At 73.8% G+C, this 15,281-nt stretch carries 11 protein-coding genes; 3 read left to right on the top strand and 8 right to left on the bottom strand.

Annotation, left to right across the window (positions count from 1 at the left end):
- Positions 1–58 precede the first annotated feature (58 nt).
- The 7 genes from recD to WEB03_RS08980 form a co-directional block, all read right to left on the bottom strand.
- On the bottom strand, positions 59–2,122 hold the full coding sequence (gene recD, locus WEB03_RS09010; RefSeq protein WP_368070619.1) for an exodeoxyribonuclease V subunit alpha: 2,064 nt from the start codon (positions 2,120–2,122) through the stop codon (positions 59–61).
- Positions 2,119–5,592, bottom strand: a complete 3,474-nt coding sequence (locus WEB03_RS09005; RefSeq protein ID WP_368070618.1) for a UvrD-helicase domain-containing protein — start codon at positions 5,590–5,592, stop codon at positions 2,119–2,121. Before WEB03_RS09005 ends, recD begins: the two co-directional genes overlap by 4 nt.
- On the bottom strand, positions 5,589–9,266 hold the full coding sequence (recC, locus tag WEB03_RS09000; RefSeq protein WP_368070617.1) for an exodeoxyribonuclease V subunit gamma: 3,678 nt from the start codon (positions 9,264–9,266) through the stop codon (positions 5,589–5,591). Before recC ends, WEB03_RS09005 begins: the two co-directional genes overlap by 4 nt.
- A gap of 733 nt (positions 9,267–9,999) precedes the next feature.
- Complete coding sequence (locus WEB03_RS08995; protein WP_368070616.1) at positions 10,000–10,752, bottom strand: DsbA family oxidoreductase; 753 nt, start codon at positions 10,750–10,752, stop codon at positions 10,000–10,002.
- A 117-nt stretch (positions 10,753–10,869) separates the two neighbouring features.
- Positions 10,870–11,328: a YbhB/YbcL family Raf kinase inhibitor-like protein gene (locus WEB03_RS08990; RefSeq protein WP_368070615.1), complete on the bottom strand. Its 459-nt coding sequence runs from the start codon at positions 11,326–11,328 to the stop codon at positions 10,870–10,872.
- 127 nt (positions 11,329–11,455) lie between these two features.
- A complete protein-coding gene (locus WEB03_RS08985; RefSeq protein WP_368070614.1) occupies positions 11,456–11,971 on the bottom strand; it encodes a gamma carbonic anhydrase family protein in 516 nt (171 codons plus the stop codon).
- 81 nt (positions 11,972–12,052) lie between these two features.
- Positions 12,053–12,220, bottom strand: a complete 168-nt coding sequence (locus tag WEB03_RS08980; protein ID WP_368070613.1) for a hypothetical protein — start codon at positions 12,218–12,220, stop codon at positions 12,053–12,055.
- Between the two features lie 503 nt (positions 12,221–12,723).
- Here WEB03_RS08980 and WEB03_RS08975 point away from each other — a divergent pair.
- Both WEB03_RS08975 and WEB03_RS08970 read left to right on the top strand, forming a co-directional pair.
- Entirely contained in the window at positions 12,724–13,089 is a 366-nt protein-coding gene (locus WEB03_RS08975; RefSeq protein ID WP_368070612.1) for a DUF1330 domain-containing protein, read from the top strand.
- A 47-nt stretch (positions 13,090–13,136) separates the two neighbouring features.
- Entirely contained in the window at positions 13,137–13,859 is a 723-nt protein-coding gene (locus WEB03_RS08970) for an Rnase Y domain-containing protein (protein WP_368070611.1), read from the top strand.
- A gap of 90 nt (positions 13,860–13,949) precedes the next feature.
- Here WEB03_RS08970 and WEB03_RS08965 read toward each other — a convergent pair whose 3' ends face one another.
- Positions 13,950–14,468 carry a hypothetical protein gene (locus tag WEB03_RS08965; protein WP_368070610.1) on the bottom strand — a complete coding sequence of 173 codons (519 nt, stop codon included), beginning with the start codon at positions 14,466–14,468 and terminating at the stop codon, positions 13,950–13,952.
- Between the two features lie 282 nt (positions 14,469–14,750).
- Between WEB03_RS08965 and WEB03_RS08960 the strand changes: the two genes are divergently transcribed.
- The coding region (locus WEB03_RS08960; RefSeq protein WP_368070609.1) for a hypothetical protein at positions 14,751–15,281 on the top strand (531 nt) is incomplete at its 3' end.

Genomic DNA, 15,281 nt, shown 5'->3' with positions numbered 1-15,281 from the left:
TCCGTCCACCGGCTCGGCCGGAAGGTACCGGCGGTCCTAGGAGCGCCCGAGGGCGTCTCTAGGAGCGCCCGAGGGCGACGCCGAGGCCGCTGGCGCGCTGGGTGCGTGCGGCGATGGTCGCCCGGAGCGACGCCTCGGACGCGACGATGGTCGCCCCCTCCCGAGCGCGGGTGACGGCCGTGTAGAGCAGTTCACGGGTGCAGATCCGCGAGGCGGGGTCGGGCAGCACGACGACGGCGTGCCCGACCTGGGACCCCTGCGACTTGTGCACGGTCATCGCGTGGACGGTCTCGACCTCGCCGACGCGGGCGGGAGCGAGGTAGCGGACCCCGTCGCCGTCGAGCGCGGGGAAGGCGATGGCGACCCCGTCCTCGTGCCGGACGACGACGCCGAGGTCACCGTTCCACAGCTGGAGCCGTCGGTCGTTGGTGGTCACGAGCACGGGCCGCCCCACGTACCAGCGCGAGCGGGTGTCGAGCGCGACGTCCTCGCGCAACCACGCCTCGCAGCGCTCGGTCCACCCCTGCACGCCGACCGAACCGCGACGGTGCGCGCAGAGGATCCGGACGGTCTCGAGCCCGGTGAGCGCTGCGGCCGCGTCGTCCGCGCCGTCCGCGAGCGCAGCAGCGAGGACGACCCCACCGGCGACACGCAACCGATCACGCACCGGGGTGAGCTCGTCGTCGGTCGGCCCCCCCTGCTCCCCGGTGATCCACGTGAGGTCGGTCGCCGTCGCGAGCTTGTGGAGCGCACCGTCCGCGTCGCCGGTCCGAACGGCGGCGGCGAAGCGGTCGAGCCCGGAGCCGGCGCGGAACCGGTGGACGCGGTCGAGGACCACCAGTGCGTCGTGGACACCGGCGTCGGTCGCCGGTGAGGTGTCGGTGGTGTGCGCATCGCCAGCGATCGTCGACAGCATCCCGAGCAGCTGCTGGGACCGGACCGGGGAGGCGTCCGGATCGCCGACGAGGTCACCGAGCACCGATCCGGCCTCGACCGACGCGAGCTGGTGGGGGTCGCCGACGAGGATGAGCCGCGCGTCGAGCCGCACGGCGTCGAGGAGCTTGGCGAGCAGCGCCAACGGGACCATCGAGGTCTCGTCGACGACGATGACGTCGTGCGGCAACGGGTGGGTGCGGTCGTGCCGGAACCGGGACGTCCGTCCACGCGGTCCGAGCAACCGGTGCAGCGTGGTGGCGGTCAGCTCCCGCAGGAGGTCGGCATCCGGGTCACCGTCCGTGGCGGCCGAGCTGGCCTGCCGCAGCGACTCGGTCAACCTCGCCGCGGCCTTGCCCGTGGGCGCAGCGAGGGCGATGTGCGGGACCGGTCGTCCGGCGCGTCGCGCGTCGGCGACGAGGATGGAGATCACCCGCGCGATCGTCGTGGTCTTCCCCGTCCCTGGACCGCCGGCGAGGATCGTGAGCCGTCGGGTGAGCGCCAGCGCGGTCGCCACCCGTTGACGGTCGGGCGGAGCGCCGTCGAACGCGGCATCGATCGACGCCGCGGCGGCACCGGGGTCGCTGATCTCGCTCTCGGCACGGGCCCGCGCGTCGAGGGCTGCTGCCACACGACGCTCGTAGCGCCAGTACCGGTCGAGGTAGAGCCGGGGACCGGCGAGCGTGAGCGGGCGGACGTCACGGCCGGCGTCGTCGGGTTCCCGCAGGTCCTCGGGGTCGCGCACCTCGACGAGCGGGCTGTCGGCGAGCACGGCGAGCCACGCGTCGGGCTCGGGCCAGGGCAGTCCGGCGATCCGGTCGCTGGCGACCGCGGCATCGGCGTCGTCGGCGTCCGCGAGCTCGGTCAGCTCGGCCACGACACCGAGCCGGACGGTGGTCAGGTCGACGCAGACGTGTCGTCGGCGCGGTGCGCGGACCGCGAGCGCTGCGGCGAGCAGCACCTCGGGGCGGTCGTCACCGCCGAGACGCGTGAGGGCAGCGGCCACGTGCACGTCCGCCGCCCCGAGCACACCCAGGTCGATGAACGGCGCCAGGCTCGGCGGAGGGTCCACGAGCCGACGCGCGTCGGTGCCGTCGAGCCGGAGCACCGGTGCCGCCAGGCCGCGCGGATCCGAGACTGGTGCCGTCCGGCTGGGCTCCGGCGGGAAGGGCAGGGGGACGTCGGTCATCCGCGCACCTCCGCCCGCTGGTCGGCGCCGGCGAGGAGGTCGGACAGGTCCGAGATCACGGTGGCTGGTGGCGACCAGGAGAACACGCCGTGGGGCGCGCCGTCGACGGTCGGCGTGTCGGGGCCGGCCATGCCGCGCAGGAACAGGTAGAGCACCCCGCCGAGGTGGACGCCGGGGTCGTACCCGGGTTGCCGCCAGCGCAGGAACCGGTGGAGCGCCACCTGGTAGAGCAGGGCCTGCAGCGGGTAGTCGTGCGCGATCATCGCGTCGGTGAGCGCGTCCGGCCGGTAGGCCGCCAGGTTCGTCGTGGCCCCACCGAGCCGGTTGGTCTTGTGGTCGGCGATCAGGTAGCGGGGCGGACCGTCACCGTCGCGCAGCCGCAGCACGAGGTCGATCGACCCGTTGAGGTACCCGCGCAGGTCCAAGGTGAACCCCGGTGCCCGCAGCCGGTCCGGGTACCCGGCGGTGCGCAGCGGGTCGTCGTCGGCCAACCCGCCGTCGGAGGCCGGCCGGTCGAGCAGGTCGGCGAGCCGTGACAGGGCGACGCTGGCGCCTCCGCGTCGACCGAGGTCGCCACCGGCCAGCGGCAGCTCGAAGTCGAGCTCGTCGAGCCGGTCGTCGCGGGCGACGTCGGACAGCGCGCGCCCGCGGTCCCCGACGCGGCCGGCCAGGGGACCGAGCGGCGACCGGACGGCGGCGACGAGCCCGTCGCGCAGCACGGGCACGTCGGCGCGGGTCAGTCCGGGGACACGGTGGCGGGGTCGCTCGTCCTCGATGACGTCGGTGAGGTGGGCGGCGAGGTCGTCGGCGGCGAAGTCGGCGTGCTCGAGCACCGCGTGGACCATGGTCCCGAACGCGGCGCTCCCGCGGAGACCGCCGAGCGGGAGCTCCGCGTCAGCGGTCGCCGTGCCGGGTCCGGTGGTGGTGGGTTCCTCGGGCTCGTCCTCGGTGCCGGTCACCTCGGGTTCGGTGGCGACCGGTGGCGCCGGCGCCGTGGCGGGGTCGGTGAGGTGTTCGGCGCGGCGGACGATGGCGCTGTAGGACGTGCGGCGCCAGGCGCGGTCGAGCTCGCGGTCGAAGCTGGCTGCCGACAGCTCGGCGGGCGGATCGTGGTCCCCGTCCCAGCTGCCCACGGGGTCGTGGTTCGGCGGGGGGACGGGCGTCAGGGACGTCGAGGTGCCGGCGAAGCGGGCACGCAGCAGCTCGTCGGCCTCCGGGACGTCCTTCGGGACGGCGGGCTTCGCATCGAGCTGCACCTCACCAGCCTCGTCGCGGCCGTACAGCACGCGGCACAGCGCGGAGCTGGTCCCGTGATCGGTCCGGACCCACCAGACGATCGCGCGGTGACGGGCACGGGTCAGCGCCACGTACAGCAGCCGCAGGTGTTCGCCGATGCTCTCGCGCTGGGCGACCGCCTTGACCTCGCCGAAGTCGGGCCGGCCCGAGGGGCCGACGTCGACGACGCGCCGACCGGTGGTGGGGTCGTGCACGACGGCCGGTGCCGAGACCCCCTTCCCCGCGGACCAGTGGAACGGCACCAGCACGACGGGGTACTCGAGCCCCTTGCTGCGGTGGACGGTGAGGATCTGCACGGCGGCCGCGTCGGACTCGAGCCGGCGCGCCTGTTCCTCGGGCGGGGTCGGGGTGTCTCCGACCTCGGCGCGGGCGTGCTCGAGCCAGGCGCGCAGCGAGCTGACCCCGCGATCGTCCTCGCGCTCGGCGGTGTGGAGCAGCCCGCCGATGTGGCGCAGGTCGGTCAGGTGGCGTTCGCCGCCGATGGTGTGCAGCAGCCGTGCGGCGACGCCCTGCTCGGAGAGCACGGTGCGTTCGAGGGTCGCGATGCCGCGCGTGGCGATGACGTGGGCCCACCGGTGGGCGGCCTCGTGCAGCTCGTCGAGGTCGTCGTCGGACGCGGACCCGAGCCGCGCGGCGTCCCAACCGATCCAGCACGACAGGGCGAGGCGGCGGATGCGGGCCGGGTCGGAGGACCGCTCGATGGCTTCGAGCAGCCAGCGCCAGTCGTCGGCTGCGTCGGTGTCGAGGACGCTGCCGACGCCGTTGACCACCGAGGGGATCCGGGCGTCGCGCAGGCACTGCTGGACCAGCCGCGCCTCGGCGTTGGTGCGCACGAGGACCGCGACGTCCTCGGGCTGCATCGGGTGCCGGTCGGGCCCGATGCGGACCCGGCCGAGCTGGTCGAGCAGCACGGCGGCGACGTCCTCACCGAAGCGCTGACGGAGGGCGGGGGTGTTGGCCTTGCCGTACGGCGGGTCGTAGGTCCGCAGCTGGAGGGCGGCCGGGTCGTCGCCATCGTCGATCGCGCTGGTGTCGTGATCGGGCGCGGGTCGGACCGACACGAACCGGATGTCGCGCTCGCCGAAGGTCGTCCCCGCCAGCATGCGGTCGAGCGCTCCGAGCAGCGGCCCGTCGCTGCGGTAGTTCGTGGCGAGATCCAGCTTGACGTCGGCGAGCTGCGTCGCGGCCAGGTAGGCCCGGACGTCGGCGCCGCGGAAGCTGTAGATCGCCTGCTTCGGGTCGCCGATCAGCACGAGCGCGCGGTCACGATCCTCCGGGTCACGGAAGGCGCGCTGGAGGATGTCCCACTGGACCGGGTCGGTGTCCTGGAACTCGTCGATCAGCGCCCACTTGTAACGGGAACGCAGCACGGCGACGGCCGTGTCACCGCGGACGGGGTCGGTCAGCGCGTCGCGGAGCGCGAGCAGCAGGTCGTCGTAGCCGAGCGTGCCGTCGCGCCGTTTGCGGGCCTGGAGCTCGGTGCGGAGCTCGCGTGCCAGCCCGCCGCGTTCCGCGCCGGCGGGATCGTCGTCGTCCTCGCGGGGTCGCAGTTCGGCGTCGCCGTTGCCCGCGATGGCCCGGGCGATCCCCGCGACCTCGGCCCGGGTCGGGCGGACGGCCAGGTCGGCCCGACCGAGGTAGCGACGCACGTAGACGTCGTCGACCACCTCGTCGATCAGCGCGGACTCGTCCTCGAGGAGGGTGAGGTCGCGGGGCACGTCCGCGGACAGCCCCACCGAGCGCAGCACCTGCTGGGTGAAGCCGTGGATGGTGGAGATGGTGGCGGCGTCGAAGTCGGTGAGCGCCGTCGCGAGGTTGGCGTGCCGCGCGCGGACCTCGGCCTCGGGCGCGTCGGCCAGGTGGGCGAGCACGACGTCCTCGTCGGGTCGTGCCGGCCGCCTGCCGGCGAGGACGTGACGGAGGTGGCGTTCGGCCTCGACCAGCCGGCGCCGGACACGGTCACGGAGCTCGGCCGTGGCCGCGCGGGTGAAGGTGACCACCAGCAGTTCGGGCAACGTGCACCGGCCTTCCGCGACGGCGCGGGTCACGAGCGCGGCGATGGCGTAGGTCTTGCCCGTCCCGGCGGACGCCTCGAGGACGACCGTGCCCGAGGGCAGGTCGGCGGCGAGGTCGAGCTCCTCGACCGGGCGGGGTGTCGGGGTCACGTCGGTCACCGGTGCTCGATCTCCTCGGCGGCGAGCAGCGGCCACCAGACGCGTCGTCCGAGCCGACCGAGCCGCGATGGTTCGCCCTCGTCCCACCCCGGCCCGGTCTCGTCGGGGGTGGGTTCCTGCGCCAGCAGCTCGTCGGCGGTCACCGGACCGAGCACGAGGCGGTGCGCGTGATCCTGGTCCTCGCCCGGCCGGCCGAAGCCCGAGGTGTTGGTCCAGGTGCTGCGGGCCTTGGTGACGGGGCCCTGGCCGTGCGCGCCGATGTGGTTGCCCCACGCGGTCTCGGCGTAGGTCCCGGCGGTCTCGCAGGGCAGCAGCAGCGGGCCGCACAGGCCGCTGGCACGCAGCTGCACGAGCTGGTCGAGCAGCTCGATGGCCGCGGCGCGGCGGTCGTCGGGTGTCACGTCGCTGCCGCCGAGCGGGTTCGCGACGACCCGGGCCACCTTCTTGCCGACGAACTCGCGGGGGTCGCCCGCCGACAGTGCCGACACGCTGGCGGCCGCGAGGTCCCCGTCGGCGTTCTTGGTCTGGCTGGTCTGGGCCCGGCCGAGGGTGACCGACCGCCACGAGCGCTCCGGGTGCATCGCGGTGAGCGCGAGCAGCTCGACCCAGGCCGACAGCCGGGCCTTGCGGCCGAGGCGGGAGTAGGCGACCGCACGGCGGGTGTCGCCGACCACGGCGACGGCGCCCACGAGCCGCACCCCCGACGGCAGGCTCAGGTCGATGGCGACGGCTTCGGGCGCCTCGCCGAGCGGGACGCCCCGTTCGCTGGCGAGCCGCATCACCTCGTCGACGGTGCGGCGTGCGGCCGCGACGTGCTCGTCACCGAGATCGCCCGGAGGCAGCGTCCCGCGGGCACGCTCGACCTCGACCCAGCGGTCCGGGTCGCGGCCGGCGAGCACCTCGCCGAGCAGCCGGTCGCCGACCCCGTAGCCGTCGAGCCCGCCGAGCGTGACGGGGATGGCGTCGGTGCGGGTGTCGCTGCCGCGCGGGTAGCTGACGTCGAGCCGCTGGCTGAGCAACGCCTCGATCGGGTGGTGCAGGAACCCGATGAGCTCGCGCAGCCCCAGCGGCCCCGTGGACTCCGGTGGCGCGAGCCGGTCGGGCAGGAACGCGGCCGGGGGCGCGCGGTGACCGGCGATGGCGCGTGCGGCTTCGAGGTCGTCGGTGTCGAACCCGAACGGCACGTCGGTGGCGGCGCGGCCGGGGTGGCCGAGCTGTCCCGGTGCGAACCGCTTCGGATCGAAGGCCTGGAGCGGGTGATCGATCGTGATGGCCACGGACGCGGGGACGGGCCGGCCCCGGGTGTCGACGAGGTCGGTCGTGACCGTGCGGTCGATGACGTCGAGGAGCTCACCGATGGGGACCGACGGTGGCCGGGTCTCGCCGGTCCGCTCGTCGTGTCCGGTGGTGAGCACGATCAGGTCGCGCCCGGCGGCGAGCACGGCGTCGAGCAGGAGCTGGCGGTCCTCGGTGCGCGGGTCGCGGTCGCCGACCAGCGGTGCCGCCGCGAGCAGGTCGTCGCCGTCAGGGACGGTCCGTCGCGGGAACACCTCGTCGTCCATGCCGAGCAGCACCACGACCTGGTGCGGGACCGAACGCATGGGCACGAGCGTGCAGACCGTCAGGTCACCGGTGCGGTGGGCGGCACGGGACGGGGCACCCTCGAGTCGATCGCCGAGCAGGCCACGCACCTCCGCCAGCGACAGCGGCAGCTGCGCGCTGTCAGCGGCGGTGCCCCGGACCGCGTCGCGGACCTCGGCGAAGGTCCGTCCGAGCTGGACCTCCTGCCACGCGTCGTCGTCGGGCACCTCGCACAGGTCGCCCACCGCTTCGGTCAGGACGTCGAGCCACGCCCCGACGCTGCGCGGGGTCCGCATCGTGCGGACGATGGCGTCGAGCCGCGTGAGCAGCTCGGCGATCCGACCGGCGAGCTCGACCCCGTCACCCTCGACGTCGTCCTCGGGTGCGACCCCGAGGCTGGTCCGCAACCGCTCGTCGGCGACGGCGACCCCGACCAGGAGCCGGTCGAGGCCGGTGCGCCAGGTGTTGACGTCCGTCGGGACCCCGCGCTCGTGCCGGTGGTCGGCGTCGAGACCCCAGCGCACCCCGGTCGAGGTGAACCAGCCATCGAGCCGCCCGAGGTCGTCCTCGTCGAGCTGGAAGCGGGCCCGTACGGGTGCGCGCGTGCACAGGTCGAGGACGGCGGAGGCGGTCACGCGGCCGTCGGCGAGCTCGAGCAGCTCGGCGATCACGCGAAGCAGCGGGTTGGTCCGTCGCAGCGCGCGGTCGGCGAGCTGGACGCGGAGCTGCACGTCCGGCTCCCCGTCGACCGGCGTGACCGTGTGGCCGCCGAAGACCGCCTCGATCAGGGGGGCGTAGGTCTCGATGTCGGGGCACAGCACGACGATGTCCCGAGGCTCGAGTTGCGGGTCCGCCGCGAGCCGGTGGAGCAGGACGTCGCGGAGCACCTCGACCTGCCGGGTCGCGCCGTGGCAACGGTGCAGCTCGATCGAACGGTCGTCGGCGGGCAGGAGCGGGAGCTCGACGCCCTCGTGCCGCGGGGCGTCGCGACGGACGGCGTCCTGGATCCGGCCGAGGACCGTGGCCGGCCCGTCGCCGGTGTCCGACTCGTCCACGTGGGGGGTGAGGTCGTGGTGGGTGGCCGCCACGGTGTCGACCACCAGCTGGAGCTCGCGGGTGTCGCGTGCCCAGGCGGTCAACAGCGGATCACGTGGCAGGTCGGTGGTCGGGTCGGTCTCGCGGGTCGGGAGCGCGGTCCGCGTGGTGGCGGCCACGGAGCTGGTCGCGACGCCCGACGACAGCCGCTCGGCGGTCCGACGCCAGAGTACGGGGGAGGGGTGGAGGAGGAACAGGTGGACGTCCCGACCCGCCGGCGCGTCGACGGTCGGGCCGGTCGCGAGCGCGCTGAGCACCTCGGCCACCGTGGCCGACAGCGCGGTGACCCCGAAGATCGACAGGCGCTGGGGGAGGTCGAGCACGAGCGGGTCGTCGTCGATGGTGACACCGCGGGTGAGCGCATCGGTCGCGTGGGCGAGCCGCTCCGGTCCCGAGCGCGTCCCGATCCGTTCGTGGACGGCTCGCCACAGCCGGGGCTGCCACCGCGACCGGTCGGGGAGGGCCTGACCGTCGCCACCGACGTCGGACGAGGTCGCCCAGGCCTGGAGCATGGCCGGCCGGTGGACCGCGTACCGGTCGAACAGTTCGGCGACCCGTCGGACGGCACCGAGCCGGCGGTCCGAGGGGCCGTCACCGTCACGGACGTGTGCCGACAGGGGGCCGAGCAGGTCGTGGCGGTCGGAGGCCACGGCGTCCTCGACGACGTCGAGCAGCGGCCACACGAGGCGGTCGGGTCGCCACGGGTCGTCGGCCACCGCGCCGCCGGAGGTGCGGGCGATGACGTCCGCGACGAGACCGCCGGGGAAGGGGAAACGGATGTTGGCCGCGACGCCGTCGCCGCGACCGGCCGAGGTGCCGAGGTGGTGGGACAGGCGTTGGGCGATCCAGCGTTCGATGCCGCGCGAGTGGACCGCGACGACCTCGGGCGCGAACGGGTCGGCTGGCGGCTCCGACAGCACGTCGGCCAGCGCGCCGACGAGCGCGTCGGCGCGGTCGGCGTGGTGGACGTGCAGCACGAGGACCCCCGGGACGAGCATCGGCCGACGGTCGCGTCTGCCGAGCGGTCCGCAGTCTGCCAGCCACCCGTGACACGCCGGGGAAAGGGCGGAGCCCCGGCGACCCTCGCGGGTCCCGGGGCTCCTGTTCCTCCGGATCGGTCCCGGTGCACCCCGGAGGGTGTCGCCCCGAGGGGCGTGCACCCCGGAGGGTGCCGCGTGACCGTGTGATCCTTCGGGTGGCACCGTCCCGCTGCGACGGTGGTGCCGCTCTCCGTCCGCCAGGCGCAGTGGCGGCTGTCGAGCTGTTCGGCTTCGGTCCTTGTCGTCCCTCCGGGTGCGCCGACCCTCGCGGGCCTCGCCTCCCCGGTGGTCCGGGTCCGGACCCCCGGCCCGTTCCCGGCGCCGCCCCGAGGGGCGTCGCACGTTCCCGGTCCGGTGGCTCGTCCCTGGCGACCCGCCACCTCGTCTCCCCGACCCGGAGGTCGGTGATCCGTTGCGGCGGACCAGGCACGGTCCTCCACCTCGTCACGGGGTCCTGCACCGGCTCCCGTGGCGGCCGATCGAGCGTGTCTCGCAGTCGCATCCCGACCGGTAAGGCACACGCTACGGGTCGTCCCCGGCCCCTGTCCAGAGGTTCAGGTCAACTCACAGGAGATTCACAACTCGTCCGCAGGCTGTGCACAGCCTGCCCACAGGATCGTGCGTCACGGCGCGCACACGCGGGGTGCCGACGCGCGGCGGCCGGCCGAGCGGGACGCCCGGATCGGGGGTCTCAGACGGCGCAGCTGTCACAGGAACAGGCGTCACCGGCGGGGTGATCGTGGCCGTCGCCGTCGGTCGCGGCGGCGTGGCCGGTCGACCCGCCGACGATCGTGAGCGGTGACCGCTCCTGCCACGCCTGCTGGAGCGCGCCGAGCAGCACCTCGGCCGGCTGCGCGCCCGAGACGCCGTAGCGAGCGTCGAGGACGAAGAACGGCACGCCGGAGATCCCGAGGACGCGAGCCTGGGTCTCGTCCTCCCGCACCTCGTCGGTGAACCGCTCCCCAGCGAGGACCTCGGTCACGTCGGCCTCGTCGAGCCCCGCCTCCACCGCCAACCGGGTGAGCGCCGCCACCTCGCCGATCGGTTCGCCGTCGCGGAGGTAGCCGGTCAGGAACCGGTCCTTGACCGCGTCCTGCAGCGCGGAGCCGCCACGTTCGAACGCGAGGTGGAGCAGGCGGTGGGCGTCCAGGGTGTTGCCGGCCCGGGCGCGGTCGAAGCGGAACTCGAGCCCCACCTCGGCGGCCGTGGCCGTCATCTGGTCGAGCATCGCCTGGGCCTCGTCCGGCGTGCGCCGGTACTTGGTGGCGAGGTGGTCGCGTTGGGAGACCTCGCGGAGGCGCGGTGCGGACGGGTCGAGCTCGAAGCTGCGCCAGCGGATCTCCACCTCGTCGGCGTGCGCGAAGTCGGCCAACGCCTGCTGGAAGCGTGCGCGGCCGACCGCACACCAGGGGCAGACGACGTCGGACCAGATCTCGACCTGCACGGCAGCGACCTTCGCGGGGGAGCGGGAGAGGCGGGGAGGAGTGGAGGAGTGGAGGAGTGGAGGAGGAACGCACGCGGCCGCCGGGAGCTTCCCGGCGGCCGGACGTGGTGGGGACGATCAGCGCTCGTAGACCCCGATGATCCGGTTCTGTTCGATGATGGCGTCGCCGTACTCGCGCAGGAACGTCTCGCGGTCGGGTTTGCCGTCGACCGCGCGCGACAGGGCGTAGACCCAGAAGTAGTAGTGGTGCGGGCCGTGCCCGGCCGGCGGCTGCGGGCCGCCGTAGCCCTGCGAGCCGAACCCGTTGGGACCGGGGTTGAACTTCTCGTCGGCGTCGAGCCCGATGGTGGTGGTGTCGGTCGGGATGTTGTAGAGCGTCCAGTGCGTGAACCCGAACGGCAGCGGGGCGTCGGGGTCGTGGCAGATGAGCGCGAGCTCGACCGCGTCGGCGGGGACACCTTCGATGGTGAGCTCGGGCGCCACGTTGTCGCCGTCGTTGGCGTTGGCGTCCTGCAACCGTTCGCCGGTGCTGAACTGCGCGCTGGTGATCTTCAGGTCCTGGATGTTGAGGCCCACGTCGTCGCTCCTGTCGTCGGGCGTGCGTCACCGGTGACGCTAGGTGGCCGCGCGACGCTCGTCCCGTCCGGACGTCCGACGTGCCGACGTGCCGACGTGCAGCGGTCTCCCGCCGGGGCTCAGCCGATCACGGGACCGCGGGGGTGGCCTCGCGGTAGACGTCGGCGAGGTGGATGTAGCCGGCGACGTTCGGACGCGGCACCGGCGGGACGTCCTTCTCGAGGATCTTGGCGGGCACGCCGACGGCGATGGTGCGGGGCGGCACGACCGTGCCCTCGGTCACCACCGCGCCGGCACCGACGACCGCGCCCTCGCCGATGACGGCGCCGTTCATCACCACCGCTCCCATGCCGATGAGCACGTCGTCCTCGACGGTGCAGCCGTGGAGGACGACGCGGTGGCCGACCGTGACGCGCTCACCGATCGAGCACGCGAAGGTCGGGTCGGTGTGGACCACCGAGTTGTCCTGCAGGTTGCTGTCCGCTCCGACGGTGATGGGGGCGTGTTCGGCCCGCAGGACCGTGCCGAACCAGATCGACACGCCGCTGGCGAGCTGGACGTTGCCGGCCACGGTCGCGTTGTCGGCGAGGTAGGCGCCGGCGAGCTCGGGGGTGAAGCCGGCGACGGTCAGGACGGTGGGCACGCGAGCTCCTCCGGTGGCGAGGCGGGCACGGTAGGCGCCGCGCGCCGTGGACGCAGGGGCACAGCCGCGGCAGGTCAGCGGTCAGGCGCCGCTGCGGGTGCGGATCGCGCGCTGCCACTCGGAGGGGGTCTGCTCGGCCAACGCCACGAGGTGGCGGCGGTGCTCCTCGTCCTCGCGGACGGCACGATCGAAGGTCGCGTCGTCGACGGCCGGGATCCCCGCCTCCCGGAGCGGGTCGAGATCGAGCACCGGTGGCGACCTGCCACGGCGAACCGACCGGGACCAGGTCGCCGATCCCGAGCGTGAAGACGGTGAAACCGGTGAAGTAGATCCTGCTCCACAGGTCGGCGGGCAGCCCACCGGACGAGGTGACCACGGCCCCGGACGAGGCGCTGAAGATCAGCGACCATCCGAGCCACCGTCCGGCCAACCAGGTGACCACGATGAGCGCCATCGCCAGGGGGCCGGACGCCCGCAGGAGGATGCCGCTCGCGAGCGGGCGAGGCGGCGGTTGACGTTCCACAGGCCTCGCGTGGCCGGGCCGGTGACCGGTCCACCCCCAGCGCCGGGTGCGATCGTGGTCATCAGCACGTCGGCGACGGTCAACCCCAGCACGCCGACCCCGAGGATCAGCAGCACGATCTGCACGGGCTCCCTCTCGGTCGGCGGCCGTGTGGAGACGGTAGGGCGAGGTGTGCTCGACTCGGTAGCGATGTCCCGCCCGACCGATCAACCGAGCGACTGGAGCGTCCGTGGCGATCGATCCGACCGGTGCCGACCTGAAACGCTTCCTCGCCGAGGACCCCGGTGGGCCCGTGGTGATGCTGAACCTGCTGCGCTTCCGGCCCGACGGCGGGCGAGAGCGGTACGCGCAGTACGCGGCGCACCTCGAGGAGACGTTCCTGCCCCGCTACGGCGGTGAGGTGCTCTACGCCGGGTCGGGTCACACCGCCATGGTCGCCGAGGACGGCCAGAGCTGGGACGCGGTGCTGTGCGTCCGCTACCCCGACCGGGCGTCGTTCTCGCGGATGGTCGCCGACCCCGAGTACCAGCAGGTCACCCACCTGCGGACCGAAGCGCTCGTCGAAGCCACGCTGCAGCCGACCACGCCGTGGTGACCTGACCGACCACGGTACGGTCGAGTTCGACCACGAGAGGCAGCAGCGTGAGCGACGGACCGGTCCCACCTGATCCCACCCGCCGGGTCGACCCGGTCGACCCGGGCGCGACCCGACGGGTCGACCCGCCCGGCAGTGCGGACCCGACGCGGGCGATCCCCACGACCGGCGCCGGTGACGACGACGGCTACACCGTCGTCCCGAACCGGCCGCCGGGGGAAGGCCACCCGGTCGACGAGGAGCTGATCGTCGACGACCGCGAACCGGAGCGGAACCGTGGCCGCGACTGGGCCATCGGGCTCGGCGGGGTCGTCGCCGGCATCCTGCTCGCGATCATCGTGGCGTTCGCCGCCGGCGGCGACGAGCCGGTCGACGACCAGGTCGCGGCAGCGCAGGAACAGGTGGCCGAGCTCGAGGTCGAACGCGACGCGCTCGAGGCCGAGAACGAGGCGCTCGAAGCGCGAGCCTCCGACGCCGAGGCGGCGGTCGGCGCGGGGGATGCCGATCTCGATGCGCAGCGACAGGCGCTCGACCAGCGCGAGGCGCAGCTCGACGAACGGGACGGGTCGCTGAACCAGCGAGAGTCCGACCTCGCCGACCGTGAGCGGCAGCTCGATGAACGTGAGGCGTCCATCGACCAGGGTGGCTCGGACGGTGACGGCTCGGGCGACGGGTCGGAGGATGGCGGCATCGAGCTTCCGGACATCGACAGCGACGAGGTCGAGGGTTTCATCGACCGGATCATGGACCGGATCCGCAGCCTCTTCTGAGCTGAGACTGAGGGGCGCGTGAGGTCGTCGACGTGAGGAAGGGACCGCCGGTGGCGGTCCCTTCCTCGTGGTGCGTGCCCTGCGCGCGATCTAGTCGGTCAGTTCCTCGACCTCGGTCTGGACGTCCTCGACGGCGTCGGTGACCGGCGCCTCGAGGTCGGAGACGGCCTCACCGAACAGCGCGATGCCGGCCGCTCCGAGGACGAGGGAGAGGACACCGCAGACGATCCCGGTCACGGCCATGCCGGCGCCCTTGATGGCGGCCTTGCGGGACCGGCTGACGCCGATGATCCCGACGATGATAGCGATGACGCCGAGCACCGACCCGACCAGCCCGAGGATGGGCACCACCGAGATCAGCAGCGCGAGCACACCGAGGATGAGCGCGGCGACGGCTGCGCCGGAGCGGCGCACCGGGGCAGCGACCGGCTCGCCGTGGTCCGAGAGGTGTCCGCGGTCGGCCGTGTGGGTGTGTCCGTCACGGTCGCGATCCGTGTGCCCACGGTCGTGGTCGTCACGGGCATCGTGCACGATGGTCGGGTCGTCGGATCGCGTGCCGGTGCGGCCGCGGCCGTCGTCGTGGTCGTCGTGTCGGTCGGTGAGTCCCATGCCTGGCTCCTGTGTCGAGGTCGGCCACCAGCATGGGTCGCGCAACGGCCTCAGAGCCGCGCCGACCACCCCCGGACGGCCCCAGGTTCCGCCTTCCGTGGCCGGGTGCACCACCGTTCGGCCGGGTGCGCCCCTGTCCGCACGGCCGGAGGACCCCGTGCACCGGCAGGACGAACGGCCGTTGGGGCGCGTTCTGCCCGAAGGGCGGGGGAGAACCGCCACGGTGGAGCGAGGAGGGCGCCATGGTGGGATCGAACGGGTTCCGACCCCAAGGAGATGCCAGTGGACACCACGACCATCATCATCATCGCCGTGATCGTCGTCGTCGCGCTCATCGCGCTCGCGCTGATGCTGCCGAAGATGAAGCAGAAGCGTGAGGAACAGAAGCGCGAGCAGGAGGCGCGTGACCTGGAGGAAGCGCAGCAGCACCTCCAGGAATCGGAACGTCTCGCGGCCGTCGCCGATAAGGAGAAGGCTGCTGCGGACGAGCAGGTCGCACGAGCCCAGCGCGAGAAGGCGGACGCTGAGGCACGGACCGCACAGGCTGAGCGCGAGGCCGAGGAGCAGCTCGCCCGGGCGCGCGGCGAGAAGGCCGAGGCCGAGGAACGCGCCATCGAGGCTGAGCGGGGCGCGCAGGAGAAGTACCGCGCCGCCGAGGAGCGCAGCGCGGAGGCTCGGGACGAACGCAGCCAGGCCGAGGACCTGCTGCCGGACTCCGACCACCAGGGTGACGACGATGGTGTCGACCGGACCGACGCCGACCGGACCGACGCCGACCGGACCGACGCCGACCGGACCCACGCCGACCGGACC

The sequence above is a fragment of the Nitriliruptor sp. genome, from assembly GCF_040882075.1.
Taxonomy (GTDB): Bacteria; Actinomycetota; Nitriliruptoria; order Nitriliruptorales; family Nitriliruptoraceae; genus Nitriliruptor.
This window is presented reverse-complemented; position numbering and strand designations above follow the sequence as displayed.